Consider the following 25846-nt stretch of genomic DNA (forward strand, 5'->3'; position numbering starts at 1 on the left):
CCCTCCCCGCCCTGAGGCGAGAAGGGGCCTGACGGAGACAGGGCCGCTCCGGGCCGTTACGGGACGGCCTTGTCGGGCCGCTCCGAGATGCGCACGAAGCTGACGAGGGTGTCGCCGGTCCGCTCGGCGAAGCGCACGTTGAGCTGGCCGTCGGTGACCTTCACCGTGTACTGCCGGGTCACCGCGGTGTACGCGCCCGCCTCCAGGGCCAGGTCCAGCGCGGGGATCGCCAGCTGGCCCTCGACGATGACGTCGAAGACGCGCCGTCCCTCACGCATGTTCCGGGTCTCGGCGAAGCCCAGCTCGACGGTGTAGGTGCCGGCGGGCACCTGGTCGAACCGGTACTCCAGCATGCCCTCGCGCACCCGCCGGAACAGCTCCTGCTCGGTGGTGCCCGTGATCGTCCTGGTGGTGCTGTGGACCCCGGTCCCGCTGCCCACGTAACCGTGGCCGCCCGCGCTGTAGCGCCGGTCGGGGGTCCACCGGTCGCCGACCCCGTCGACGACCGTGCGGGTGCCGCCCGCGTCGGTAGCGACCTGGTGCTTGGGCACCACGACCTTCACGACGATCTCGATCTGCGGGTTGCGGCCGCTGGCCGAGCGCACCAGAAGCCTGCCGGTGCGCACGGTGCCCGGCTGGACGCCCTCGGCGGAGGCGGTGACCCTCAGCGTCGCCGAGGAGCCCGGGCCCAGCTCGCCGGAGGCGGGCGTCACGCTCAGCCAGGACTGGGCGGGGTCGGTCACGACGGTGTAGGCCGTGGCCGCGCCCGGGTTGCTCAGCCCGACCGTGCCGGTCCTGGCGGCCTCGGCCGGCATCACCAGGGTCAGCTCCCCGGCCGAGGCCGTCACCCGGCCGGTGGCCAGCGCGACGTCCACCCCGGTCCTGGCACCCGCGGTGACGGTGACGTCCCTGGTGAAGGTCCCGTAGTGCTCCTTGGCGACCTCGACCTGGTAGTCGCCCACCGGGATCTGCCCGATGAACGTGCCGTCCGCCCCGGTGGTGAAGGTCGCCACGTCGGCGGCCCGCCGGGTGAGCAGGGCCGTGGCCGCGCTCCGCACCGTCACCGTCGCGCCCGCCAGCGGCTCGCGGTCGTTGGCGTCGGTGACGGTGCCGGTCAGCAGCCCGTGCCGGCTGGCGGTGAAGGTCAGGCCCTGGCCCTCGCCGATCGCGGCGCTGTCGTAGGAGTACTGCAGCGCGTCGGTGCCGCCGGGACCCTCGATGCCGATCGTCGCGCCCGTCCCGGAGTCGCGCTCGCTGTCGACGCCGCGGTAGCGGTAGCCGATCGAGCCGTCCTCGCCGAGCAGCACCGAGAACGAGATCCGCTGGGCGGCGTCGGAGTAGAACCGGGCGTTACGCCATTCGATGACGAAGGCGCGGTCGGGCGCGGTCCCGACGGTGGCGGTGTAGACGCCCGCCTGGTCGTCCAGGACCAGGTCGTCCCAGTAGGGATAGACCGCCGCGTTGGGCGCGCCGGTGGAGGGCAGCGCCCCGTTGCCCGCCGCGGTGCTGGAGGCGGCGAAGCTCACGAACCCGTTGCTGCTGATCCAGGCGCCGGTGTGGACGCCGCCGTAGAAGGGGAAGGCGAACGGCAGCGTGACCGGCTGGGCCGCGTCGTCACCGGTGAGCGGGTGCTTCACGGTGCCCGCCGCGTACGGCTGCGCGGCGCTCGCGCAGACGTGCCCGAAGGCGTCGGTACGGCGCGGCAGCTCGATGTCCCTGGTCAGGTCGGCGCTCACGGTGATCGGCACGGTCAGGGTGTCCGCGCACCGGGAGGCCGGGGTGACCTGCAGCCGGTGGTCGCCGTGCGGCAGCGTGAGCCGGTACCGCCCGGCGTCGTCGGTGACCCCGCTGACCGGGGTGCCCGCCGCGGCCACGGTGGCGCCCGCCTCGGGCGCGCCCGCGACGGTGACCGTCCCCGACACCGTGGCCGAGGGCAGCGCCGTCAGCGTCACGTCCCCGGTCGCCGTCTGGTCGGCCACGACGGTGACGGTCGCGGTGGCGTCGCCGTACCCGAACCTCGTGACGGTCAGCCGGTACTCTCCCGCCAGCAGGCGGGGCAGCGTGTACGTCCCGTCCGGCCCGGTGACGGCCGTACGGCTCAGCGGCCCGGTGACGGCGACCGCGGCCCCGGCCACCGGCGAGCCGCCGGAGGTGACGGTGCCCGCCAGCGTGCCGAGGGGGTCGTCGGGGGCGGCCTGCACCGCCGCGAACGCGTCGAGTCGGCCCTCGCCCCAGACGTTGTTGTCGGCGGCGGTGCCGCCGCAGCGGGTGTCCTCGACGTCGACCGCGGAGCGGTCCAGCAGCGCCCGGGTGGCGGCGACGTCGCCCTGCAGGCCGGGGGAGGCCGACCACATCAGCGCCACGGTGGCCGCCACGTGCGGGGAGGCCATCGAGGTGCCGGAGAAGGAGCCGTAGCCGCCGCCGGCCACGGCGGAGCGCACGTTGACGCCGGGCGCGGCGAGGTTGGGCTTGATCTCGCCGTTCTCACCGGCGCCCCGGGTGGAGGAGCTCCAGATGGCGTTGCCGGAGTCGAACGCCCCGGCGCTGTAACTGGAGACGTACTGCCCGGGGGAGGCGCTGGAGTTGCAGCCCGCGCCCGCCAGGTTGCCGTTGGCGAAGGCCGGGAAGATGCCCGCGGCGACCCAGGCCTCGACGACCTCCTTGTACCAGGGGTCGAACCCGGCGCCGCCCCAGGAGTTGTTGACGATGTGCGGGGCCAGGTCGGGGCGCGGGTTGCGGCCGGACAGGTCGGTGGGCGCGAGGATCCACTGCCCGGCGGCCAGCAGTGAGGCGTCGGTGCAGGTGCTGGTCTCACAGCCCTTGGCGGCGATCCACCGCGCGCCGGGGGCGACGCCGATGACGTTGGTGCCCTCGCCGCCGACCATGGTGCCCATGGTGTGGGTGCCGTGGTCGTTGTTGTCGCAGGGCTCGGCCCGCGGGCACACGCCCGCCGGGTCGAACCAGTTGTAGTCGTGACTGAGCGTGCCGTCGGCGTTCCTGCCGCGGTAACGCTCGGCCAGCGCGGGGTGGTCGAACCGTACGCCGCTGTCGATGTTGGCCACCACGATGCCCTCGCCGCGGCTGCCGAACCCGTCCCAGACCCGGGGGGCGTTGACCCGGTCGACGTTCCACTCGACCGCCTCGACCTTCGCCGCCTCCTTGCCCGGCTGCGGCTCGGGCAACGCGGCGGCGCGGGTGGGCTCGACGCGCTCCACCTCGGGCAGCTTGGCGATCTCCACGGCGAGCTTGGCGTTCCCGGTCACCCGGACGGCGTTGGAGATCCAGAACGGGGTGAAGCCCGCGCTCTCGGCGGTGAGGAGCTTGATCAGACCGGCCTGGGAGGTCTCGGCGGTCTCGGTCTTGGCGCGGTAGACCTGCCGGGCCTTCTCCTGCTTGGTCGTCGCCCGGCGGGCCGCGGTGAGGTCGGCGCTGGTTCTCATGCGCACCCAGAAGGTGGCCTTGTCGTCGGCGGCCAGATCCGCCAGGACGGCTTTGTCGATCTTGCCGGGGTCGGGGTCGGGCGCGGCGTGGGCCACGCCCGGCGGGATCACGAGGGCGAGGACGGCGGCCCAGATCAGGGTCGTCCTCCGGCGCCGGAGGGTGGGGGACACATGATCTCCTTCACGTCGGGGCGGCGGCGCGCCACCGGGGGGAGTGACGTGGGGTGGACGTGATCTTCACCGCCCATGTGGAGGATCGTGAATGTCCCGTGTCAGGTTTTCAAGGCATTGACAGCCCGGAATGTTCGTCCGTCATGAAAAGATCGGTGGCCGCCCGCGCGGGCGGCCACCGATCGGGGTCTTGCGGGAGCAGGGGTCTTGCGGGGCGGGGGTTCTATGGGGCGAGAGGCCCTCACTCGCCGCGGTAGACCGCCGGGCGCTTCTCCCGGAAGGCCAGGGATCCCTCCTTGGCGTCCTGGGAGCCGATCACCGGCCAGCCGATGGCGTCGGAGATCTTCAGCGCCTCGGCCTCGGGCATGCCGAGCGTCTCGCGGTAGGTGCGCAGGATCGCCTGTACGGCCAGCGGCCCGCACTCGGCGATCTGGCCGGCGATCTCCAGGGCGGCGTCCAGGGCCTGGCCGTCGGGCACGACGCGGTTGACCAGTCCCATGCTCAGAGCCTCCTGCGCGGTGATGGCCCGGCCGGTCAGCAGGATGTCCATCGCGAAGGCGTAGGGGATCTGGCGGGGGAGCCGGATCGCCGAGCCGCCCATGGGGAACAGCGCGCGGCGGGCCTCGAACAGGCCGAGGGTGGCGGACTCGGCGACCACGCGCAGGTCGGTGCCGACGAGCAGCTCGGTGCCGCCGGCCACCGCGTAGCCCTCGACCGCGCAGACGATCGGCTTGGTCGGCAGCGCGCCGGAGTCGCGCAGCAGGCCCTTCCAGTGGAAGTCGGGGATCTCCGAGGCCCGCTGCCGGACCCGGGCGTCCTGCGAGGGGGTGCCCATGGCCTTGAGGTCGGCGCCCGCGCAGAACGTGCCGCCCGCGCCGGTCAGCACGGCGACGCGAACGTCGGGCTCGTCGGAGAGGTAGGCCCAGGCGTCGGCCAGGCCGACCAGCATGTCCGTGGAGAGGGCGTTCTTGGCCTCGGGCCGGTCCAGGGTGACCACGACGACGTGACCGTCACGCTCGATCCGGCAGTGCGGCGTGCTGATCGGCAGCAGTTCCACGGACGACCTCCGCTGGTTAGCCATTAATTAGCCAAGCGCTTGTTAGGTCATCCTAGGTGGAGTACGGCTCACGCCGCCAGATGGGCGTAGACGATGACGTTGTCCTCATAGTGCCCCGTCGCGGGGTCGAACTCCCCGCCGCAGGTGATCAGCCGCAGCTCGGGCGAGTCGGTCGCGCCGTACACCTTGGCGGTGGGGAAGGCGTCCTTGTCCACCCGCTCCAGGGCGTCCACGGTGAAGGTGGCGACCTTGCCGTCGGCGCGCCTCACCTTGATCGCGTCGCCGGGCTTCAGCTTGTGGGCCTTCGCGAAGACCGCGGGCCTGCCGTAGGCGTCCACGTGCCCGAGGAGGACGGCGGGGCCCTTCTCGCCCGGGGTCGGCCGGTGCCGGTACCAGCCCACCAGCTCGGGGCGCTCCAGCGACGGGACCTCGATGGTCTGGTCGGCGTTCAGGCCCACCGCCTCGATCGGCGCGCCCTTCACCCCGGCCGCCGGGATGTCCAGCCGGACGGGCCTGGAGGCGCGCATGGGCTCGGCGGCGACGGCGAACGACGGCTGCCCGCCCCGGGAGCCGGTCCCGGAGGACGGCGAGACCTCCGCGGCGGCCGGGGTGGCGGCGGCCGGGGCGGCGCCGGAGGCGGACTCGCCCGCGAGCGCCGACCCGGTGACGAGCACGCCGCAGAAGACGGCCAGGGCCGCTCCCGCGGTGACGGCCATACGGCTCAGGGAAGGGGTGGGGCCGGACATGACCGGATTACCTGCCTCGGGTGTGGAGGGAACGCTGAGGTGGGGGGAACCGGGGGGACTCGGGAGACGCGGGGGCTCGGAAGGCGGGGCCTGGGAAACGCGGGGACCCGGAAAGCGGGAGCCCGGGAAAAGCGGGAGCCCGGAAAAAGCGGGAGCCCGGGAAAAGCGGGGGCCGGGCTCGGTGGAGCCCGGCCCCGAGAGGTGGTGGATCAGCTCTTCCGGCCGCGACCGGCCAGCAGCACGCCGGAGCCGCCGGCGATCAGGGCGCCGCCGAGGGCCAGGCCCCCGAGCCCGGCGCCGGCCTCACCGAAACCGGTGGCCTGCGCGGTGGCCACCACGCCGCCGCCGGTCTGCGCGCCGCCGCGGGGGGTGAAGTCGGCGCCGCTCGGCCGCCAGGCGGCCTTGACCGTCAGCTGGGCCGCGGCCTTCTGACCGGTGGGCAGCTTGGCGGTGAACCAGTAGGCGCCCGGCGAGGTGCTGGAGGGGACGTGGAGCCGCCTGGCGCCCACGCCGTCCCGGCCGATCCTGACCGTGAACGCCTTGCCGGCCGGGTCGAAGATGGTGACGCGGGTGCCCGGGGCCACGTACTTCGTCGAGACGACGGCGGTGAAGTTCGCACCGGCCACGACCGTGTGCGGGTGCAGGGCGAGGGCCAGCCTGCCCGCCGGGACCGGCTTGGGGGCCTCCACGACGGTCAGCGTGGCGACGTCGCCGGGCCCGCCGCGCAGGAAGGCCGCGAGACGGTAGGAACCGGGGTCGGTGTCGCGGGGCACGACCAGCCGGAACCGGGCGGTGCCCCAGTCGTCGAGCCTGGCCACGTGCGTCCTGCCGCCCGGGTCCTTGAGGATGACCTGGGTGCCCGGCTCCACGTTCTCGGTCGTGACGCCGGCGTAGTAGACCTGGCCCTGCCGGACCGCGCGCGGCTCCACCTGCAGGTCCAGGCGGCGGGCCGGCTTGACGACGGGCCGCTCCTTGATGACCAGGTGGGCGGAGGCGGTGCCGATGACCTTGCCGCGCAGCAGGATCTCGGCCTGGACCGGGTAGCGGCCGGGCTTGAGGTCGTCGCGGGTGACGGCGGTGCCGGTGGCGCGGCCGTGGTGCAGGCCGACGGCCTGCGTGGCGGGCAGGGCCGGGGAGCTGAGGCGGGCCTCGGTGGCGTGGTGCTCGCGGGCGGTGATCTCGTAGGAGATCTTCTCGCCGGCGAAGACGGCCTCGGGGCTCACGCTGAGCGAGCCGCCGTGGCGCGGCTCCTCGTGCCGGGGCCGGTCCTTGATGAAGAGCTGGGCGGAGGCGGTGCCGATGACCTTGCCGTCGAGCAGGATCTCGACCTGGACCGGGTAGCGGCCGGGCCTGAGCCGCTCGGCGGTGACGGCGGTGCCGGTGGCGCGGCCGTGGTGCAGGTCGATGAGCTGCGTGGCGGGCAGAGCGGGGGAGCTGAGGCGGGCCTCGGTGGCGTGGTGGTCGCGGGCGGTGATCTCGTAGGAGATCTTCTCGCCGGCGAAGACGGCCTCCGGGCTCACGCTGAGCGAGCCGCCGTGACGCGGCTCCTGCGGCTCCTCGGAGTCGGTCGGCGCGGGCTTGGGCTCGGCCGGGGGCGTGCTCTCCGGGCGGGGCTTGTCCTCGGGCCGCGGCTTGCTCTCCGGCTTGGGCTCGGGCTGCGGCTTGTCCTCCGGCCGGGGCTTGCTCTCCGGCTGCGGCTTGCTCTCCGGGCGGGGCTTGGCCTCGGGCTCGGTCTCGGGCCGGGGGTTCACCGGCGCCTCGGGCTCGGTCTCGGGCCGGGGGTTCACCGGCGCCTCGGGCTCGGTCTGCCCGTCCTCGGGCGCGGAGTCCTGGGCGGGGCCGGGGGCCTTGTCGAAGGTGACTCCGCCCTGCGTCCCGGTCGTGCTGGCGGCGGGACCGGCGGGAGCGCCGTCGGTGTCGTCGGCGAGCGCCGGAGAAGCGGTCAGTACGGCGAGGCCGAGGGCACCGGCGGCTGCCAGGGACTTGGTGAAACGCATGATCTCCCCATCGGGGGTGGCGCCCGGGCAAGGTGAGCCCGGCTCGGAAACGCCATCCCGCGTTCCGTCATACTCCCTTAGCAAAAACCTTATTTGCGACATAGAGCCACTTTTAGGGCGAAACTTGACTTTCTTCTTACTTCCCGTGTGCTACCGGTGGCCCGGAAATCACACTGCGTGACGTAAAGGTAAAGGCCGGATATAGGGATACGGCTGAAATCAAGCGCTTGCTCGGTGAGTGGCGAGCGGGTTACTCTGCCCGTGCGTATGAGAACCGATTCTCGTTCGCCACCGCCCGCGCTGCCAGAGCCCTGTCGCGATCTCGGGGGATCTCCCTCGCTCCGGCGGTCCGGGGGCCTTTCGAGTCGAAGGGATTTCGGATGGGGACGCTCGGCTTCTGGAGACTGGCGCAGGCGGATCCGGACTGGATCGCCGCGGTGGACCCGGACGGCACCGAACACCGCGCGGGCGACCTGCTGGCCAGGGCCAACCGCATCGTGCACGGCCTGCGCGGGCTCGGCCTCGAAGCCGGTGACGGCATCTGCGGCCTGGCCCCCAACGGCGCCGACGGCCTGGCGCTCTATCTGGCCGCGTTGCAGGCCGGGTGGTACTACACGCCGATCAACTGGCACCTGACCGGCCCCGAGATCGCCTACATCGTCGTCGACAGCGAGGCGAAGGCCTTCTTCGTCCACGAACGCCACGCGGAGGAGGGCATGCGCGGCGCGGCGGAGTCCGGAATACCCGCCGACCGCGTCTTCGCCTTCGGCCGGGTGGAGGGCGCCCGGCCCGTGGCGGAGCTGACCGACGGGCAGCCGGACACCGCCCCCGACGGCCGTACGGCGGGCGCCACCATGCACTACACCTCCGGCACCACGGGCCGGCCCAAGGGCGTGCGCCGCCCGCTCAACGGCCTGGACCCCGACGACGCGGCCGAGCTGATGACGTTCCTGCTGGCGATGTTCGGGATCACCCCCGGCAAGGAGAACGCGCACCTGGTCACCTCGCCCAGCTACCACACCGCCGTCACCCAGTTCGGCGGCACGGCGCTGCACATGGGCCACACGCTCGTCTACATGGACAAGTGGGACGCCGAGGAGATGCTCCGGCTCTGCGAGCGGTACCGGGTCACCAACTCCCACATGGTCCCCACCCACTTCAAGCGCCTGCTCGCGCTCCCGGAGGAGGTCAGGAACAGGTACGACCTGTCCTCGCTCAAGTGGATGATCCACGCCGCCGCCCCCTGCCCGGTCCCGGTCAAGTGGGCGATGCTCGAATGGTGGGGCGACTGCGTCTACGAGTACTACGCGGCGACCGAGGGCGGCGGCACCATCGCCACCCCCGAGGCCTGGAAGAAGCACCCCGGCACCGTGGGGACCGCCTGGCCGATCAGCGAGCTGCTCATCGTGGACGACGACCTGCAGCCGGTCCCGACCGGCACCCCGGGCACGATCTACATGAAGATGGCCGGCGTCAGCTTCGAGTACAAGGGCGACAAGGCCAAGACCGAGGCCAACCGGCTCAAGGACCACTTCACCGTCGGCGACATCGGCTACCTGGACGAAGAGGGTTTCCTGTACCTCTGCGACCGCAAGGCCGACATGATCATCTCGGGTGGCGCCAACATCTACCCGGCCGAGATCGAGAACGAGCTGATGGTCCACCCGAAGGTCGGCGACGTGGCCGTGTTCGGCATCCCGGACGAGGAGTGGGGCGAGCAGATCAAGGCCGTGATCGAGCCCGCGCCCGGGGTGGAGCCCTCGCCCGAGCTGGCCGAGGAGATCCTCGACTCGCTCAAGGGCCGCCTGTCGAAGATGAAGTGGCCCAAGTCCGTCGACTTCATCGAGGAGATGCCGCGCGAGCCCAACGGCAAGCTCCTCAAACGCAAACTGCGCGCGCCGTACTGGGAGGGGCATGACCGTGCCATCTGAAGTGACCGCGTCTTCGGGATCGACCGAGGACCTGGTCGCCGACCACGTCCTGGAGTTCCCCGGCGGGTACACCCGCACCACCGGGCCGGTGATCGGGCGCTTCCTCACCGAGCTGCGGGACGGGCGGATCGTCGGGGTCCGCACGGCCGACGGCAGGACACTGGTCCCCCCGCTGGAGTACGACCCGCAGACCGGTGAGGCGGTCACCGGCGAGTTCACCGAGGTCGGCCCGGCCGGGACCGTGGAGAGCTGGTCGTGGGTGAACGAGCCCCGCGCGGCCCACCCGCTGGACCGGCCCTTCGCCTGGGCGCTGATCCGGCTGGACGGCGCCGACACCTCGCTGGTGCACGCGGTGGACGCCGGCGACGCCCGGGCCATGCGCCCCGGGCTGCGGGTCCGCCCCCGCTGGAAGACCTCCCGCTCCGGGCACATCACCGACATCGAGAGCTTCGTCCCCGAGGTCACGAAGATCGTCTCTCCGGTCCGGATGGAATACCGCGTCCGGCCGGGCAGGGCGCTGGCCCGCTTCCTGGAGGGCGTCGCGCGGGGCGTCTTCCTCGGTTGCCGGTGCGGTTCCTGTCACAAGGTCTACGTGCCCTACCGGCTGTCGTGCCCCCAGTGCGGCGTCGCGATCAGCGAGGAGGTCGAGCTGCCGGACACCGGCACGATCACCACCTTCGCGATCAACAACCTCCCCGACCCGCGCGCCCCCCAGGTGCCGTTCGTCTCGGCCTACATCCTGCTCGACGGCTCCGACATCCCGATGATCGCCCTGGTCGGCGACGTCCCGGCGCACGAGGTGCGGCAGGGCATGCGGGTGCGGGCCGTGTGGGTGCCGGAGGAGGAGCGGACGGCGTCCATGTCCAACATCAAGTGGTTCGCCCCCACCGGCGAGCCGGACGCGGAGCTGTAGATGCGGGAGATAGCGGTCATCGCATTCGCCCAGACCAGGCACAGCGCGACCGACGAGGGGCTCACCGAACCGGAGCTGATCCTCCCGGTGCTCGACGAGGTCAGGGAGCGGTCGGGCCTGCGCACGTTCGGCTTCACCTGCTCGGGGAGCTGCGACTACCTGGCCGGGGCGCCGTTCTCGTTCGTCTCCGCGCTCGACGCGCTCGGCGCCTGGCCGCCGATCTCCGAGAGCCACGTGGAGATGGACGCGGCCTGGGCGCTGTACGAGGCGTGGGTGCGGCTCCAGCACGGCGACGTCGACTCGGCGCTGATCTACGGCTTCGGCAAGTCGTCCCAGGGGGACCTGCGGGAGATCATGACCCTCCAGCTCGACCCCTACTACCTGGCCCCGCTCGGCCTGGACCAGGTGTCCTTCGCCGCACTCCAGGCCACGGCGAGCGGGGCGGAGCGGGCCGAGCTGGACGAGATCGTACGGCGCAGCCGCGCCGCCGGGCGGGACAACCCCTACGCCCTCGACCTGCCCGACCCCGAGGGGGACGCCTTCGAGGTCGAGCCGCTGAGGCCGTACGACATCGCCCCCATCACCGACGGCGCCGCCGCGGTGGTGCTGGCCGCCGGGGACCTGGCCAGGGAGCTGTGCGAGCGTCCCGCCTGGATCACGGGAATCGCCCATCGCATAGATCCCCATTACCTGGGCATGAGAGACCTGGCCCGGTCGGCCTCCGCCGCCGAAGCCGCACGTGCGGCGGGGGTCGGCAAGGGTCATGTCGACGTGGCCGAGCTCCACGTCCAGTTCAGCCACGAGGAACCCATCCTGCGCCGGGCGCTGGAGCTGCCCGAGTCCACCGTGGTCAACCCGAGCGGCGGCCCGCTGGCCGCCAACCCCGTCATGGCCACCGGCCTCATCCGGATCGGCGAGGCGGCCCGGCGGATCATGGACGGCACCGCGGGCCGTACGGTCGCCCACGCCACCGGCGGCCCCTGCCTGCAGCACAACCTCGTCACCGTCATGGAGGGCTGAGCCATGGGCAACCGTTGTGCGGTCATCGGGGTCGGCCAGACGCACTACACGACCAAGCGCAGGGACGTCTCCATCGCCGGGCTGGTCCGCGAGGCCGCCGTCAGGGCGCTGGAGGACGCCGGGCTGACCTGGAAGGACATCGACGCCGTCGTCGTCGGCAAGGCCCCCGACCTGTTCGAGGGCGTGATGATGCCGGAGGCGTACCTGGCCGACGCGCTCGGCGCGGCGGGCAAGCCGATGATGCGGGTGCACACCGCCGGCTCGGTCGGCGGGTCCACCGCGCTGGTCGGCGCCTCGCTGATCCAGGGCGGCGTGCACGACCGGGTGCTGGTGGTCGCCTTCGAGAAGCAGTCGGAGTCCAACGCCACCTGGGCCCTGTCCACGCACCTGCCGTTCAACGCCTCGCTGGTGGTCGGCGCGGGCGGCTACTTCGCCCCGCACATCCGCGAGTACATGCGCCGGTCGGGGGCGCCCGACCACATCGGCACGCTGGTCGCCGTCAAGGACCGGCAGAACGCGCTGAAGAACCCCTACGCCCACCTGAAGATCCCCGGGATCAGCCGGGAGATGGTCGAGTCGACGCCGATGCTCTGGGAGCCGATCCGCTACCTGGAGACCTGCCCGTCGAGCGACGGCGCCTGCGCGATGGTGCTGTCGTCGGAACGCGCGGTCACCGGCACCCCCGCCTGGGTGCTCGGCACGGCGATGCGCTCCGAGCCGATCTTCCGGGCCGGGCGCGACACGGTGAACCCGCAGGGCGGCAAGGACTGCGCCGCCGACGTCTACCGGCAGGCCGGGATCGCCGACCCGCGCCGGGACATCGACGTGGCCGAGGTGTACGTGCCCTTCTCCTGGTACGAGCCGATGTGGCTGGAGAACCTCGGCTTCGCCGCCGAGGGGGAGGGCTGGAAGCTCACCGAGTCCGGGGCCACGGCCCTGGACGGGGACATCCCGTGGAACGCCTCCGGCGGGGTGCTGTCGAGCAACCCGATCGGGGCCTCCGGCCTGATCCGGTTCGCCGAGGCGGCCCTGCAGGTCAGGGGGATGGCGGGAGAGCACCAGGTGGACGGGGCCCGCCGGGCCCTGGGGCACGCCTACGGGGGAGGCGCGCAGTTCTTCGCGATGTGGATGGTCGGCAGCGACAAACCATAGGTTCCGAGGACGGGAGTCCCCCCGATGGAGTTCAACCACGCAGATCTGTTCGAAGGGCTCGCGGACGCGATCGGGGACCGCGTCGCCGTCGTGTGCGGTGAGGACCGCATGACGTACGCCGAACTGGACGCCCACGCCAACCGGCTCGCCCACCACCTGGCGGCCAACGGGGTCGGGCCGGGCAAGCACGTCGGGATCCAGCTCTACAACGGCGTGGAGTACATCGCCGGGATGCTGGCGGCGCTCAAGCTCCGGGCCGTGCCGGTCAACGTCAACTACCGCTACGTCGAGGCCGAGCTGCTCTATCTCTACCAGGACTCCGACATCGTCGCCCTGCTGTTCGACGTGGAGTTCGACGACCGCGTGGCGGCGGTCGCGCCCCAGGCCGCCGAGCTGCGGCACCTGGTCGCGGTGGGCGGGCCGTCGAAGGTGGCCGGGGCGGTGCAGTACACGGAGGCGCTGGCCGCCCGGCCCGAGACGCGCGGGTTCCCCGAGCGGTCGGGCGACGACGTCTACATCATCTACACCGGCGGCACGACCGGCATGCCCAAGGGCGTGATGTGGCGGACCGAGGACCTATTCTTCGCCTTCGGCGGCGGTAACCCGTACGGCGAGCCGCTGCCCACCCCCGAGGCCGTGATCGAGCAGGCCCGCAACTCCGGCCCGCTGATCATGATGGCGGCGCCCCCGCTGATGCACGGCGCGGCCCAGATGGCCACCTTCATCACCTGGTGGATGGGCGGGACCATGGTCTACATCCGCAAGTTCGACGCGGCCGGGGTGCTGCGGACGATCCAGCGGGAGAAGGTCTTCACGATCAACATCACCGGTGACGCGATGGCCCGCCCGCTCGCCGACGAGCTCGCCAGCGGGTCCTACGACGTCTCGTCGCTGGGGGTGCTCAGCTCCACCGGGGCGATCCTGACCGGCGCGGTCCGCGACCGTCTCCAGGCGCTGCTGCCGAACACGATGATCCTGGACAACTTCGGCTCCACCGAGTCCGGCTACACCGCCTCGGCCATGCCCGGCTCCTCACCGGAGTCCGGGCTGCGCTACCAGCCCAACGCCACCGCCGGGCTGGTGGTGCTCAACGAGGTGCTGGAGCAGGTCAAGCCCGGCTCCGGCGAGATCGGCACGGTCGCCAAGAGCGGCCGGATCCCGCTCGGCTACTACAAGGACGAGGACAAGACCCGCCGCACCTTCGTGACCGACGCGGCCGGGACCCGGTGGCTGCTCACCGGGGACATGGCCACGGTGGAGGAGGACGGCACGATCGGGATCCTCGGCCGGGGCTCGGTCTGCATCAACACCGGTGGGGAGAAGGTCTACCCGGAGGAGGTCGAGGCGGTGCTCAAGGGGCACCCTGCGGTCTTCGACGCGGTCGTCACCGGGGTGCCGGACGAGCGCTGGGGCAACAAGGTCGCCGCCGTGATCGAGCCGCGGCCCGGCACGTCCCCGACGCCGGAGGAGCTGGACGCGCACTGCCGTACCCAGCTGTCCGGCTACAAGGTCCCCCGGGCCTTCGCCTTCGTCGATCAGATGGTCCGCTCCCCGGCGGGCAAGGCCGACTACCGCTGGGCCAGGGAGACGGTCCAGGCCGCACAGCCCTGACCGGCCGTACGGCGCCGCCGAGGACGATCACCAGGCGGTCCGGGCGTCGCCCACCCGAGCTTCGCCTCGCGGCAGGCGCCGGTCCCCCTCGTGCCGCTCTGGGGTCCACCCAGTTGGAGCTACTCGGCTGGTCGGACACGGAGGCTTCGGCTGGTTGGACACGGAGGCTTCGGCTGGTTGGACACAGAGGACGCTCTGGCCGACACCCGCGTGGTGCTGGTCAACGGTGCTCGCCAGTCGGGGAAGAGCACGCTGACCACCATCGTCGCGGGTTCACGGGAAGACTCGGCCGTGCGGAGTCTTGACCGGCCTCAGATTCTCGCCTCCGCGCGGGATGATCCGAACACCTTCGTGGAGCATCCGGGTCTACTCGTCATCGACGAGATCCAGTACGCCCCTGAGCTTCTGCTCCCCATCAAACACCAAGTGGACACCGACCCCCGTCCCGGCAGGTTTCTGCTGACCGGATCCGCGAGGGTCCTCGGCCTGAAGTCCCTGCCGGATGCGCTGCCGGGGCGGATGGAGACGATCGAGCTATGGCCTTTCTCTCAAGGTGAGTTGGAGAACAGAGTCGATCTGTTTGTCGATTCCGTCTTCCGGCTGGCAGGTCGAGCAACCTGGCGAGACGGGCGATCGCGACGCCGAAGGTCGCGTGTGTCGATTCCGGAGTCGCGGCTTGTCTCCTCGGCCTCGATGAGAACAGGCTGGCGACGGGAGGAGATCTCTTCGGGCCGCTGCTGGAGGGATTCGTGCTGATGGAGTTGGCCCGTCAGATCACTTGGGCGGAGGAGGAAGTCCGGCTGTTCCACTACCGCACCAAGGACATGGTGGAGGTCGACGCCGTCCTGGAGACCACCGACGGTCGCATCGCCGGAGTCGAGGTCAAGGCGAGCGCCACAGTCAGGAGTGACGACTTCCGCGGTCTGCGTCTTCTCGAACGCCAGGCGGGTGACGCGTTTGCCGCGGGGGTGGTTCTCTATACGGGGGACGAATGCCTGAGCTTCGGTCCCCGGCTCAAAGCGCTGCCAGTCGGCGCGCTCTGGCGGCTCGCCCTCTGAGCCCGAGGCCGTCCGAACTGCCGTACCCGGTTGCCCGGATACGGGATCCCCGGGCGGAGGGTGGGAGAAAGCGCTTACCGTAGGGTGAACGCCCCGGAGACGAGAGGCAAGCGATGCTCCACTCATATGACCCCCGGACCGGCGAGCCCGTCGGCACCCCGTTCTCCCTCAGCTCCCCGGCGGATGTGGACGCCGCCGTCCGGGCCGCCCACGCCGCGGGGCGGGCCTGGCGGGCGGCGCCGGCCACCGAGCGCGCCCGCGAGGTCTCCGGCGCGCCGGACGGGCCGTCGCGGGCGGAGGTCCTGGAGGCGGTGGCCGACGCGCTGGACAAGCACGTCGAGGAACTCTGGCGGGCCGCCGACGCGGAGACGGCGCTGGGCGAGGTACGGCTGCGCGGTGAGGTCGCCCGCGCGTCCGGGCAGTTCCGGCTCTTCGCCCGGGTGCTGCGCGACGGCGGCCACGTCGAGGCGGTGATCGACCACGCCACCGCCGAACCCCCGGTCCCCGACCTGCGCCGGATGAACCACCCGCTCTCCGGCGTGGTCGGCGTCTTCGCGGCGAGCAACTTCCCCTTCGCCTTCTCGGTCGCGGGCGGCGACGTCGCCTCGGCCCTGGCCGCCGGATGCGCCGTGGTCGTCAAGGTCCACGACGGGCATCCGCGCACCTCGGAGCTTTCGGCGGAGGTCATCCGGGGCGCCCTGCCGCAGCCGGGGCTGCTGGGCCTGGTCCGGGGCCTGGAGGCGGGCGGGCACCTCGTGCGGCACCCGGACGTGGCGGCCGTCGGCTTCACCGGGTCGATCCCCGGCGGCAAGGCGATCCAGGCGCTCATCGGCGAGCGCCCCGACCCCATCCCGTTCTACGGCGAGCTGGGCAGCGTCAACCCGGTGGTCGTGCTGCCCTCCGCCGGTCGCGACGGTCTCGCGCAGGGCTTCGCCGCCTCGCTCACCCTGGGCGTCGGCCAGTTCTGCACCAACCCGGGCTTGATGTTCGTGCCCGACGACGCCGGGCTGCTGGACGCGCTGACCGAGGCGGTGGCCGCGACCGCCGGGGGCCCGATGCTGACCGGGAGGATCAGGGACGGGTACGTGCAGGGCCTGGACCGGCTGGCCGGAGCGCTCACCCCGCTGGCCGAGGGCGGGCCGGGGGAGAGCCCCCTGTCCGTGGCGCCGCGGGTGTTCACCACGGGCCTGGCGGCCTTCGCCGAGGGACTGCCGGAGATCGCGCAGGAGTGCTTCGGCCCCGCCGCGATCGTGGTGACCTACCGCGACCCGGCGGAGCTGCCCGCCGTACTGGAGCGGCTGGAGGGATCGCTCACCGCCACGGTCCACGCCACGGACCCGGCCGAGGCCGGGCAGGTGAGCGAGGTGCTGCGCAGGAAGGCGGGACGGCTGATCTGGAACGGCTGGCCGACCGGCGTGGCCGTACGCTGGGCCATGCACCACGGCGGCCCCTGGCCCGCCAGCACCGCCCCGGCCCACACCTCCGTCGGCGCGGCCGCGATCCGCCGCTGGCTGGTGCCCACCGCCTACCAGGACTGGCCCGCCGAGCTGCTCCCGGCCGAGCTGCGGGAGGACAACCCGCTGGGCATCCCGCGGCGGGTCGACGGCGTCCTCGCCTGAGCTCGCCTCCTCGCGGTCCCCGCGGGAAGAAGCGGTTCCTCCCCGTCTGTGATAAAGATCAAAACTCGTCCGGACCTGGGGTCATTCGGAAATCGATATCGTTGTGTTCCCGATATCGGTATTAGACACCAATCGCTCCGGTCTGCTTTGCTCCTGCCTGTCCGTTGGACGGGAGCGAGGCCGGGCCGGACGGGGGCCGGGGCCGGCGGTACGGGGATTCGTCGACGAACGGAGTGACGGAGCAGTGGGGACCGCGTCGAAGATCGGACGCCTGATCGCCATGGGGACGGCCGCGGGCGTGCTGGTCGCGGGGATCGCGTTGCCGGCCGTGGGGGGTGCGGGCGCCGGGTTCCTGGTGGCGACCGAGGAGATCAACCTCAAGCCGGCGGAGCTCGTCGAGCCGCCGCCGGCGGAGGTCACGGTCGTGCAGGACGCCCGGGGCGGCGAGATCGCGCGGTTCTACGAGCAGTACCGCCTGGCGGTCCCGCTCGCCGAGGTGGCCGAGGTCATGAAGACGGCGATCATCGCGATCGAGGACTACCGGTTCTACGAGCACGGCGCGATCGACATCGAGGGCACGATCCGCGCCTTCGCCAAGAACCTGCACTCGGGCCAGGTCAGCCAGGGCGGCTCCAGCATCACCCAGCAGTACGTCAAGCAGGTGCTGCTCAACTCCGCCGACAACGACGAGGAGCGGGGCAAGGCGCTGGAGGCCAGCTACGCGCGCAAGCTCAACGAGCTGCGGCACGCGATGGCGGTGGAGCAGAAGTACTCCAAGGACGCGATCCTGGAGAAGTACCTCAACATCGTCTACTTCGGCGCGAGCGCCTACGGCGTGGAGGCCGCGGCCGACAGGTTCTTCGGCGTCTCCGCCTCCGAGCTCACCCTCGCGCAGGCGGCGACGCTGGCGGGAGCCGTACAGGACCCCAACGCCACCGACCCCAACCTCGGCCGCAAGCACCGCGAGCGGCTGCTGAAGCGGCGCAACGTCGTGCTGGACCGGATGGCGGAGCTCGGGAAGATCACCGAGGCGGAGGCCGCGGAGGCGAAGGCCACCAAGCTCGGCTACAAGGGCACGGAGCTGCCCGGCGGCTGCGAGACCAGCAGGTACCCCTACTTCTGCATCTACGTGCGCAACGAGATCCTGAACAACCCCGACTTCGGCAAGAGCGCCGGGGCCCGCAAGAGGTTCCTCGACCGCGGCGGCCTGACCATCAGGACCACCATCGACCCGGTCATGCAGGCGGCGGCGGACCGGGCGATCAGGAAGCGGGTGTACGCCTCCGACCACCCGGTCGCGGCCCAGGCGCTGGTCCAGCCGGGCACCGGGGCGATCAGGGCGATGGCGGCCAGCCGGAAGTACGGCGGGGACGCCGCCAAGAACGAGATCTCCTACAACGTGGTCGCCGACGCCGCCCACGGCGGCGGCACCGGCTTCCAGGCCGGCTCCACCTTCAAGACCTTCACCCTGCTCACCGCCCTGAGCAAGGGGATGAAGACCGACGACGGCCTCAGCGCGGGGGCCGGCTACCGCGCGCCGGGCTATTCGACCTTCAAGAACTGCAAGGGCGAGAACATCGGCGACCCGAACCACACCGTCACCAACGACGAGGGCAGCCCGGGCTGGAAGAGCCTGCGGACCGGCACCTGGGAGTCGGTGAACACGTTCTTCATGGTGCTCCAGGAGCGCGTCGGGCTCTGCGACACGGTCAAGACGGCCAAGTCGCTCGGCATCCACCGCTCCGACGGGCTCAAGCTCCAGGAGTACGAGACGTTCACGCTCGGCATCAACGAGATGGACCCGGTGACCGTGGCCAACGCCTACGCCGCGATCGGCGCCCGCGGGAAGTACTGCGAGCCGCTGGCGATCACCCGGATCACCGACAGGAACGGCAAGAGCACCGACTACGAGCCCGAGTGCCGCCAGGTGCTCGACCCCGAGGTGGCCGACGCGGCGGCCGACGTGCTGTCGGGCGTGTTCACCCGGGGCACGATGCGGGCCGTGGGCGGGATCGGCCGCGACGCGGCGGGCAAGACCGGCACCACCGACGGTTACGCCAGCGCCTGGTTCGCCGGGTTCACCCCCGACCTGGCCGGCGCGGTCAGCGTCGGCGACCCGCGCGGCTCGCAGAACCACAAGCTGGTCGGCGTCACGATCGGCGGGCAGTACTACGGCTCGGTCTTCGGTGCGAGCATCCCCGGCCCGATCTGGAAGGACACCATGATCGCGGCCCTGCGGAACGTCGAGCCGACGCCCTTCACCCCGATCGACCAGGCCAGGTTCGGCGGCTGCGGCGAGAGCTGCCGGCCCACGCCGTCCGTCCCGGAGGAGACCGGGACCGGGGACACCGAGGACGACGGAGCCGGGGCCGGCGAAGCCGAGAACGACGAGTCCGGGGAGTAAGTCCGGGTGCCGCCGGGGTGCCGCCGGCACGCTCGCGCGGCACCCGCGGGACCTCCGCGGCCGCGACGCCGCTCCGGCGCCGAGGCGTCCGCGGGCGGGACCGCGCGGAGACCGGGGGCCGGCCCCGGGACTCCCGGAGAAACCCGGGGTTAGGATCGGGCCGAAGGCGAGCCGCGGACCCCCTGTATCGCGGCCCCTGCCGCCCGGCAGGGGATCCCGTACTGCCACTGCAACCGATTGCTCGAAATCCCGTGGCCGCCCGAACGCACCACGCAGGACGCCGTCCACCGCCACCTCACCCGCCCTCCGGGGCGGACGTCGAGGTGACGACGGCGGCGGCGGATCGGACGAGCTCTCGGGGGAGCCGGGCATCCGGCGTTGACAATGATGCAACCGCTTGCACTAATGTGCAGCAGTACGCAGACAAGGAGCAGAGTGGCAGCGACGATCAGAGACGTGGCGCAGGCGTCGGGGGTGCACGTCTCCACGGTGTCCCGGACCTTCTCGGCGCCCCACCTCGTCAACGCCGAGACGCGCACCCGGGTGCTCGCCGTGGCGGAGGACCTCGGCTACCGGCCCAACCGGGCCGCCAGAGCGCTCACCACCGGCCGGACGCACAACCTCGGGCTGATCGTGGCCGACATCTCCAACCCGTTCTTCCCCCCGCTGATCAAGGCGGCCCAGGCGCACGCGAGGACCCGCGACTACCACGTGTTCGTGGCCGACACCGACGAGGACCCGCTGGTGGAGGAGGAGCTCATCCAGACCCTCACCAAGCAGGTCGACGGGGTGCTGCTGTGCAGCCCGCGGCTGTCCAACCGCGCCATAGAGCGCCTGCACGCCGACGTGCCGTTCGTCGTCGTCAACCGCAGGGTCAAGGGCATGCCCACCGTCCTGATGGACGTCCGGTACGGCGCCCGCCTCGCGATCGACCACCTGACCGGGCTCGGCCACCGCCGGATCGCCCTGCTGTCCGGCCCGAGCGGCTCGTGGACGAGCAAGGAGATGCACGAGACCGCCGCCGCGGCGGGCGGGGTGGACCTGGTCATCATCGGCCCCAACGCCCCCACCGAGGAGGGCGGTCTCGCCGTCGCCGCCGAGGTGATCGCCTCCGGCGCGACCGGCGTCCTGGCCTACAACGACCTGGTCGCCATCGGACTGATCGAGGGGCTGTACGAGCGCGGCGTCCAGGTCCCCGCCGACATCAGCGTCGTCGGAGTCGACGACATCGTGGCCGGACGGCTGAACCGGCCCAAACTGACCACCGTGGCGATGCCCACGGCCGCCGCCGGCCGGATGGCCGTGGACCTGCTGCTGCAGTCGGTCGACGACGGCGGCGCCGCCACCCTGGCCACCCTGGCCACCAGCCTGGTCGTGCGCGAGTCCACCGGACAGGCGCGCGCGTGAGCGTCACGGGCGCCCCGCCGGGCGGCGGGGACGCGGTGGGAATCATCGGTCGGACGTCGTCAGCGGAAGAGGTGGACGCGTGAACTTCGGAACCATGCCCTCGGGAGAGCCGGTCGAACGGCACGTCCTGGAGAAGGGGCGGATGCGGGCCGCGGTGCTGAGCTACGGAGCGGTCCTGCAGTCACTGGAGGTCTCCGGGGTCAACGTGGTGCTCGGCTGCACCACGCTGGAGGACTACCGGACGCGCAGCCGTTACTTCGGCGCCGTCGTCGGGCGGTACGGCAACCGCATCGCGCGCGGCCGCTTCACCCTGGACGGGGTGGAGCACCAGCTGCCGGTGAACGACGGGCCCAACAGCCTGCACGGCGGGCCGGGCGGCTTCTCCTCCCGGGTCTGGCGGGTCGTCGAGGCCTCCGGCACGGTCGTGACGCTCGAGTACGTCAGCGCGGACGGGGAGGAGGGCTACCCGGGCACGCTGACCACCACGCTCACCTACACGCTGAGCGAGGACGCCCTGACCCTCGACTACCGCGCGGTCACCGACGCCCCGACCGTGCTGAACCTCACCAACCACTCGTACTTCAACCTGGCCGGGAGCGGCGACGTCCTCGACCACGTGATCCGGATCGACGCCGACAGCTACCTGCCCGTCGACTCCACCAAGATCCCCACCGGGGAGCTGGCCCCCGTGGCGGGCACCCCGTTCGACCTCAACGCGCCGCAGCGGATCGGGGACCGGATCGACGACCCGCTGCTGGGCGGCGGCTACGACCACTGCTACGTGCTGCGCGGCGACATCGAGGTCACCTCCCCGGCCGGGGACCTGACCATGCGGGTCACCACCACCGAGCCGGGTGTGCAGTTCTACACCGGCCACATGCTGGACGGAGTGGCCACGGACTACGACAGGTTCTCCGGCCTCTGCCTGGAGACCCAGCACTTCCCGGACTCCCCGAACCACCCCCACTTCCCCGGCACCGTCCTGCGCCCCGGCGAGGAGTACACCTCCACCACGGCCTACCGCTTCGCCTGAGCGGCACCGGAGCGCCCGGTCCGTCCGGTCGCGGCCCCGGGGTCGTCCGGCCGGTCCGGACCCCGGGGCGCGGACCGGCCGAATGAACCCCCGCGGTGCGGGAAGACAGCCGGTGACGGCGCGTCCCGCCTCCGGGACGCCGTGACGCAGGGGAGGGGACGGACGATGCCCGCGCGTGGTGAGCCCTCGGTCGCGGCCTCGGGTGAGTGGGTGGACGACACGGGCGTACGGATGCCCGCCGGCGAGGTGCACGCCTGGTGGCCGGGGACGAACCAGACTCTGTGCGGACTGGCGCTGAGCCGGTCGCAGCTGCGCAGGTTCCATCACGTGTCCTGGCCGGACACCTTCCCCGAGTCGGGCGGCGCGGCCGAGGAGGTGCGCCAGGTGTGCCGTAGGTGCCAGGGCGCGACCGGCCGCTCCAGCCGCGGCTGGAGCAAGGGCTGGACCAGGACCTCCCCCCGCCCCTGACCCACCGCCCAGAACCAGGTCCTGTGCGGGGCGGTGCGTGCCTGGCGGGTGAGCCCACCCGTGGTGCACGTCCGTGGCCGGCCGGGCGTCGCCCACCAAGCTGCGCCGCACCGCAGACGCGCCCACCCCGCCGCCATGGCACACGCGGCGAAGGGCGCCGAGGATCGAGGTGTGCCCGACGACTCTCGGCTCGCCGGAGAGCCGGGGCCACGGTCGGGCCGGCCGGTTCCCGGTCTGCCGGGGTCTCCCGGGACTCTCGGCTCCCGGCCTGCTGGGCGGCCTCTCAGGGCTCCCGGTTCCCGGTCTGCCGGGGGGTCTCCCGGGACTCCTGGCTCCCGGCCTGCTGGGCGGCCTCTCAGGGCTCCCGGTTCCCGGTCTGCCGGGCCTCCCAGGACTCCCGGTCCAGGGCGTACTCGACGTCCCCGTGCTCGGAGCCCTCGATGATCTCGGGCCATTCCTGGTGGAAGGTCCGCACCAGGCGCAGGCCCGACTTCTCCATCACGCGCCGGGACCCGGTGTTGACGGTCATGGTCGAGGCGACCACCCGCCGCACGCCCAGCTCGGTGAACCCCTTGCGGATCAGCGCGCGCGACCCCTCGGTGGCGTACCCCCTGCCCCAGGCCGAGCGGCGCAGCCGGTATCCCAGCTCGGGCTGGTCGGGCGGGTCGCCCTTCTGGGGGCGGAAGTGGAACCAGCCCAGGAACTGCCCGGTGGACCTCTCCACGGCCGCCCAGAAGCCGTACCCCTCGAAGCGCTCGTAGTAGCCCAGGAACGCCGGCAGGACGTCGTCGCGGATCTCCTCGCGCGGAGTGGGCCTGCCGCCGTTGATGAAGCGCATGACCTCCGGGTCGCCGTCCAGCTCGACCAGGTGGTCCTCGTCGGCCTCGGTGAACCGGCGCAGCACCATGCGGTCGGTCTCCAGGAAGACGTGCACGCTTTCGCTCCTTCTCCCATGACGGGCCCCGCGGGCGCTCAGGCCTTGGCGGCGCTCTCGCCGGTGAACGCGGCGGCGGCGCCCAGACCCAGATAGACGAGGCCGCTGGTGAGGTCGAGACGGCGGCGGGCGCGCACGGACCGGCGCAGGCGACCGGCCACGGCGGAGGACAGCAGGGCGTAGGCGCCGTCGCTGGCCAGGCCGAGCGCGATCCAGATCACGCCGAGCAGCAGGATCTGCGGGGCGATCGGTCCCGCGGCCGGGTCGGTGAACTGGGGAAGGAACGCGAGGAAGAAGATCGCCGTCTTGGGGTTGAGCACGTTGACGACGAACCCCTCCCAGAACATGCGAGACCTGGTGGCGACCGGCGGGTCGACGGCCTCCCCGCCGTTGCGGTGGCTCATCAGCTTCCGTACGCCCAGCCAGATCAGATAGGCCGCGCCGAGATACTTGACGATCGTGAACGCGGTCGCCGAGGCGGCGAGCAGGGCGCTGACGCCGAGCGCGGCGGCGGCCACGTGGACCAGGGACCCGAGGTGGATGCCGAGGACGGAGACCATCCCGGCGCTCCTGCCCTGGGCGACGCTGCGCGTGACGATGTAGACGACGGCGGGCCCCGGCACGATCAGCAGGGCGAGGGTCGCAACGGAGAAGACGGCGAGCGTCGCAAGGTCGGGCATATCAGGATCGTAGGCACGCCCCCACCTCGATCGCCTCAGATTTTCCGGCACCTCGTCCCGGCCGGCTCCCCGGTACGGCGTGACGGGCGGGCGGCGGTCATCTCGGCCGCCACGGAGGTCAGGGCGGTCAGCAGGGCGGTGGTGGCGGGCGGGTCGGGGGGTTCGCCGTAGGTGGCGGCGTAGATGTGGCGGGTCGAACCGGGGATCTCGGCGACGTCGACCCCGGCGTGGCGGTGGGCCTGCAGCGCCAGACCGGGCAGGGCGGTCACCCCCATCCCGGCGGCGACCAGGGCCTGGACGGCCACGATGTCGTCGCTGGTGAAGGAGATGCCCGGCTCGAAGCCGTCCTTGGCGCACAGGTCGAGCAGGTGGCTGCGGCAGCGGTCGCAGCCCGCGATCCACCGGGCGTCGCGGTGGGAGGCCAGCACACCGGCCGGTCCGGTCCCCTCCGGGGAGGGCGCCGGCCCGGATGAACCGGGACGGCCCGGGGTGACCAGGTAACTGGGGTCGTCCAGCAGGTGGAGGAGGCGGATGCCGTCGTCCTCCGGGGCGGTGTCGTCGTAGCGGAAGATGACCGCCACGTCCACGTAGCCCGCGCGGAGCATGCGCAGGGCCTCCGGGGGCTCGGTCTCGGTCAGGCCGAGTTCCAGGCCGGGGTGCCCGCGGGCGAGCAGGGCGGCGGCCGCCGGCACGAAGGTGCCGACCGCCGAGGGGAAGGCGGTCAGCCGGACCCGGCCCGCGCGCAGGCCCACGTGGGCGGAGAGCTCGGCGGCGGCCGAGTCGACGCGGCCGACGATCTCGGTGGCCCGCTCGGCGAGCATCCGCCCGGCCTCGGTCAGCCGGATGCCCCGGCCCGCCCGCTGGACCAGTTTGGCCCCGGTCTCGGCTTCGAGCTTGGCGAGGTGGTGGCTGACCGAGGGCTGGGAGTAGTGCAGCTCCCTGGCGGCCTTGGTGACCGAGCCGTGCCGGGCGACGGCGGCCAGCACGCGAAGACGCGTGATATCCAGCATCCATCAACGGTATCTATGATTCAGCGGAATCATAGGCATTGGACCTTATGTATCGGGCGGCGCAGGCTTGAAGCATGGCAAGCATGACGCTCACCCGTCCCGGCCTGGCCGAACTGGTCGAAGGGCTCAGGGAGCTCACGAGCCGGCCCGGCGAGCCGCGGACCACGGCCTTCGCCGTCGCGGACCTGCTGCGTGAACGGCTGCCCACGCCTGAGATCCTCACCGCCGAGGAGCGCGTCGGCGATCCGGAGACCTACGTCAGGCACACCCTCCACACCGAGCCCGGCTTCTCGATCGTCGCCGTCGTCTGGCAGTCCGGCCAGCGGACCGAGCCCCACGACCACATCGCCTGGTGCGCCTTCGGCGTGCTGCAGGGCGTCGAGTACGAGACGCTCTACCGCGACGAGGGCGACCACCTGACCGAGATCGGCCACGTCGCCAACCGCGTGGGCGACGTCAGCGGGTTCGCCCCGCCCGGGGACATCCACAAGGTCCACAACATCGGCGACACCACCGCGATCTCCCTGCACGTCTACGGCGCCGACCTCAGCGTCGAGCCGTCCAGCGTCCGCCGCACCTACGACCTGCCCATCCGCTGAGCGGAGCCCGCGCGGGTGCTATCCGGCGACCCGGCCGTGGAGGAGATCGACCAGGGTGGCGTGGACCCGTTCGATCGGGCGGCCGGGGTGCAGCGCCTTGCGCTCGATCGCCACGGTCAGCACCATGCCGAACACGGCGGTCGCCGCGGTCTCCACGTCCAGGTCCCGGCGGACCGTGCCCTCGGCCACCGCCCGGCGCAGCACGTCCGCGTAGACGCCGAGCACCTCCCGGCGGAGCCGGGCCACCGCGTCCTGCCAGGCGGTGTGCCACATCTCGGCGAGCAGCACCCGGGCGAACGCGCCGTACTCCTCGAAGAACCGCAGCTGCGCCAGGACCACCGAGTCGAGGGCGTCCAGCGCCGTCTTCCCGGCCGCGGCCCCGGACAGGGCGCCGGACAGCAGCCCGACCCCGTGTTCGAGCAGGCCGGTGAAGAGCGCCTCCTTGGTGCCGAAGTTGTAGAACACGGTGCCCTTGGCCACCCCGGCCCGCTCGGCGATCGCGTCCACGGTGGTCGCGGTGTACCCCTGCTCCGCGATCAGCTCCACCGCCGCGGTGAACAGCCTGAGCCTCGTCTCGGCCCGACGGCCGCTCACTT

The 25846-nt window shown here is 72.2% G+C and carries 21 protein-coding genes; 13 read left to right on the forward strand and 8 right to left on the reverse strand.

Translation table 11 applies throughout. The annotated features are described in order from the left end of the window. Positions 1-56 precede the first annotated feature (56 nt). The 4 genes from Psi01_RS02290 to Psi01_RS02305 all read right to left on the reverse strand — a co-directional run bounded on the left by Psi01_RS02290 (position 57) and on the right by Psi01_RS02305 (position 7411). Positions 57-3611 (reverse strand): NIDO-like domain-containing protein, encoded by a 3555-nt coding sequence (locus tag Psi01_RS02290; protein WP_204062225.1) that lies wholly within the window; start codon positions 3609-3611, stop codon positions 57-59. A 241-nt stretch (positions 3612-3852) separates the two neighbouring features. After that, positions 3853-4668 carry a crotonase/enoyl-CoA hydratase family protein gene (locus Psi01_RS02295; protein ID WP_239126969.1) on the reverse strand — a complete coding sequence of 272 codons (816 nt, stop codon included), beginning with the start codon at positions 4666-4668 and terminating at the stop codon, positions 3853-3855. Positions 4669-4736: 68 nt separating this feature from the next. Then, the gene (locus Psi01_RS02300) at positions 4737-5384 is read right to left on the reverse strand and encodes a class F sortase (RefSeq protein WP_204062227.1); all 648 of its coding nucleotides are present in this window, start codon (positions 5382-5384) and stop codon (positions 4737-4739) included. Between the two features lie 239 nt (positions 5385-5623). Next, positions 5624-7411, reverse strand: coding sequence for a hypothetical protein (locus Psi01_RS02305; protein WP_204062228.1), 1788 nt, complete (start codon positions 7409-7411; stop codon positions 5624-5626). A 380-nt stretch (positions 7412-7791) separates the two neighbouring features. On the opposite strand from Psi01_RS02305, the gene Psi01_RS02310 reads away from it, so the two are divergent. From Psi01_RS02310 to Psi01_RS02365, 12 genes are all read left to right on the forward strand, one after another. After that, positions 7792-9342 carry an acyl-CoA synthetase gene (locus Psi01_RS02310; protein ID WP_204062229.1) on the forward strand — a complete coding sequence of 517 codons (1551 nt, stop codon included), beginning with the start codon at positions 7792-7794 and terminating at the stop codon, positions 9340-9342. Then, positions 9326-10255 carry a Zn-ribbon domain-containing OB-fold protein gene (locus tag Psi01_RS02315; RefSeq protein ID WP_204062230.1) on the forward strand — a complete coding sequence of 310 codons (930 nt, stop codon included), beginning with the start codon at positions 9326-9328 and terminating at the stop codon, positions 10253-10255. Before Psi01_RS02310 ends, Psi01_RS02315 begins: the two co-directional genes overlap by 17 nt. Continuing rightward, positions 10256-11275 carry a thiolase family protein gene (locus Psi01_RS02320; protein WP_204062231.1) on the forward strand — a complete coding sequence of 340 codons (1020 nt, stop codon included), beginning with the start codon at positions 10256-10258 and terminating at the stop codon, positions 11273-11275. 3 nt (positions 11276-11278) lie between these two features. Then, positions 11279-12427, forward strand: coding sequence for a thiolase family protein (locus Psi01_RS02325; protein WP_204062232.1), 1149 nt, complete (start codon positions 11279-11281; stop codon positions 12425-12427). 24 nt (positions 12428-12451) lie between these two features. Beyond that, complete coding sequence (locus Psi01_RS02330; protein ID WP_204062233.1) at positions 12452-14038, forward strand: acyl-CoA synthetase; 1587 nt, start codon at positions 12452-12454, stop codon at positions 14036-14038. 177 nt (positions 14039-14215) lie between these two features. After that, positions 14216-14794, forward strand: coding sequence for an AAA family ATPase (locus Psi01_RS44755; RefSeq protein ID WP_204062234.1), 579 nt, complete (start codon positions 14216-14218; stop codon positions 14792-14794). Continuing rightward, positions 14794-15096: a DUF4143 domain-containing protein gene (locus tag Psi01_RS02340; protein WP_507763451.1), complete on the forward strand. Its 303-nt coding sequence runs from the start codon at positions 14794-14796 to the stop codon at positions 15094-15096. Before Psi01_RS44755 ends, Psi01_RS02340 begins: the two co-directional genes overlap by 1 nt. Before the next feature lie 113 nt (positions 15097-15209). Continuing rightward, on the forward strand, positions 15210-16715 hold the full coding sequence (locus Psi01_RS02345; protein ID WP_204062235.1) for an aldehyde dehydrogenase (NADP(+)): 1506 nt from the start codon (positions 15210-15212) through the stop codon (positions 16713-16715). Between the two features lie 244 nt (positions 16716-16959). After that, complete coding sequence (locus Psi01_RS02350; protein WP_307819219.1) at positions 16960-19119, forward strand: transglycosylase domain-containing protein; 2160 nt, start codon at positions 16960-16962, stop codon at positions 19117-19119. 435 nt (positions 19120-19554) lie between these two features. After that, positions 19555-20526 carry a LacI family DNA-binding transcriptional regulator gene (locus Psi01_RS02355; protein ID WP_204062236.1) on the forward strand — a complete coding sequence of 324 codons (972 nt, stop codon included), beginning with the start codon at positions 19555-19557 and terminating at the stop codon, positions 20524-20526. A 79-nt stretch (positions 20527-20605) separates the two neighbouring features. Beyond that, entirely contained in the window at positions 20606-21559 is a 954-nt protein-coding gene (locus Psi01_RS02360) for an aldose epimerase family protein (protein ID WP_204062237.1), read from the forward strand. A 165-nt stretch (positions 21560-21724) separates the two neighbouring features. Beyond that, positions 21725-22027 carry a hypothetical protein gene (locus Psi01_RS02365; protein WP_204062238.1) on the forward strand — a complete coding sequence of 101 codons (303 nt, stop codon included), beginning with the start codon at positions 21725-21727 and terminating at the stop codon, positions 22025-22027. Between the two features lie 355 nt (positions 22028-22382). Here Psi01_RS02365 and Psi01_RS02370 read toward each other — a convergent pair whose 3' ends face one another. Genes Psi01_RS02370 through Psi01_RS02380 form a run of 3 tightly spaced genes read right to left on the reverse strand, consistent with a single transcriptional unit; the run spans position 22383 to position 24651 of the window. Then, positions 22383-22961, reverse strand: coding sequence for a GNAT family N-acetyltransferase (locus Psi01_RS02370; RefSeq protein ID WP_204062239.1), 579 nt, complete (start codon positions 22959-22961; stop codon positions 22383-22385). A gap of 38 nt (positions 22962-22999) precedes the next feature. Then, positions 23000-23641 carry a LysE family translocator gene (locus Psi01_RS02375; protein ID WP_204062240.1) on the reverse strand — a complete coding sequence of 214 codons (642 nt, stop codon included), beginning with the start codon at positions 23639-23641 and terminating at the stop codon, positions 23000-23002. Between the two features lie 35 nt (positions 23642-23676). Beyond that, positions 23677-24651, reverse strand: a complete 975-nt coding sequence (locus tag Psi01_RS02380; protein ID WP_204062241.1) for a LysR family transcriptional regulator — start codon at positions 24649-24651, stop codon at positions 23677-23679. A 74-nt stretch (positions 24652-24725) separates the two neighbouring features. Between Psi01_RS02380 and Psi01_RS02385 the strand changes: the two genes are divergently transcribed. Next, a complete protein-coding gene (locus Psi01_RS02385; RefSeq protein ID WP_239126973.1) occupies positions 24726-25250 on the forward strand; it encodes a cysteine dioxygenase family protein in 525 nt (174 codons plus the stop codon). 18 nt (positions 25251-25268) lie between these two features. On the opposite strand, the gene Psi01_RS02390 is transcribed toward Psi01_RS02385, so the two are convergent. Next, entirely contained in the window at positions 25269-25844 is a 576-nt protein-coding gene (locus tag Psi01_RS02390) for a TetR/AcrR family transcriptional regulator (RefSeq protein WP_373872460.1), read from the reverse strand. Between the last annotated feature and the right edge of the window lie 2 nt (positions 25845-25846).

The sequence above is a fragment of the Paraplanobispora siamensis genome (genome assembly GCF_016863175.1).
In the GTDB taxonomy this organism is placed as follows: Bacteria; Actinomycetota; Actinomycetes; order Streptosporangiales; family Streptosporangiaceae; genus Planobispora; species Planobispora siamensis.

Excerpts from the sequence above, each read along its gene's own strand:
- Psi01_RS02300 (WP_204062227.1), bottom strand. The coding sequence starts at position 5,384 with ATGGCCGTCACCGCGGGAGCGGCCCTGGCCGTCTTCTGCGGCGTGCTC.
- Psi01_RS02310 (WP_204062229.1), top strand. The coding sequence starts at position 7,792 with ATGGGGACGCTCGGCTTCTGGAGACTGGCGCAGGCGGATCCGGACTGG.
- Psi01_RS02375 (WP_204062240.1), bottom strand. The coding sequence starts at position 23,641 with ATGCCCGACCTTGCGACGCTCGCCGTCTTCTCCGTTGCGACCCTCGCC.
- Psi01_RS02315 (WP_204062230.1), top strand. The coding sequence starts at position 9,326 with ATGACCGTGCCATCTGAAGTGACCGCGTCTTCGGGATCGACCGAGGAC.
- Psi01_RS02305 (WP_204062228.1), bottom strand. The coding sequence starts at position 7,411 with ATGCGTTTCACCAAGTCCCTGGCAGCCGCCGGTGCCCTCGGCCTCGCC.
- Psi01_RS02330 (WP_204062233.1), top strand. The coding sequence starts at position 12,452 with ATGGAGTTCAACCACGCAGATCTGTTCGAAGGGCTCGCGGACGCGATC.
- Psi01_RS02385 (WP_239126973.1), top strand. The coding sequence starts at position 24,726 with ATGGCAAGCATGACGCTCACCCGTCCCGGCCTGGCCGAACTGGTCGAA.
- Psi01_RS02365 (WP_204062238.1), top strand. The coding sequence starts at position 21,725 with ATGCCCGCGCGTGGTGAGCCCTCGGTCGCGGCCTCGGGTGAGTGGGTG.
- Psi01_RS02320 (WP_204062231.1), top strand. The coding sequence starts at position 10,256 with ATGCGGGAGATAGCGGTCATCGCATTCGCCCAGACCAGGCACAGCGCG.
- Psi01_RS02325 (WP_204062232.1), top strand. The coding sequence starts at position 11,279 with ATGGGCAACCGTTGTGCGGTCATCGGGGTCGGCCAGACGCACTACACG.
- Psi01_RS02345 (WP_204062235.1), top strand. The coding sequence starts at position 15,210 with ATGCTCCACTCATATGACCCCCGGACCGGCGAGCCCGTCGGCACCCCG.
- Psi01_RS02380 (WP_204062241.1), bottom strand. The coding sequence starts at position 24,651 with ATGCTGGATATCACGCGTCTTCGCGTGCTGGCCGCCGTCGCCCGGCAC.
- Psi01_RS02340 (WP_507763451.1), top strand. The coding sequence starts at position 14,794 with ATGGAGTTGGCCCGTCAGATCACTTGGGCGGAGGAGGAAGTCCGGCTG.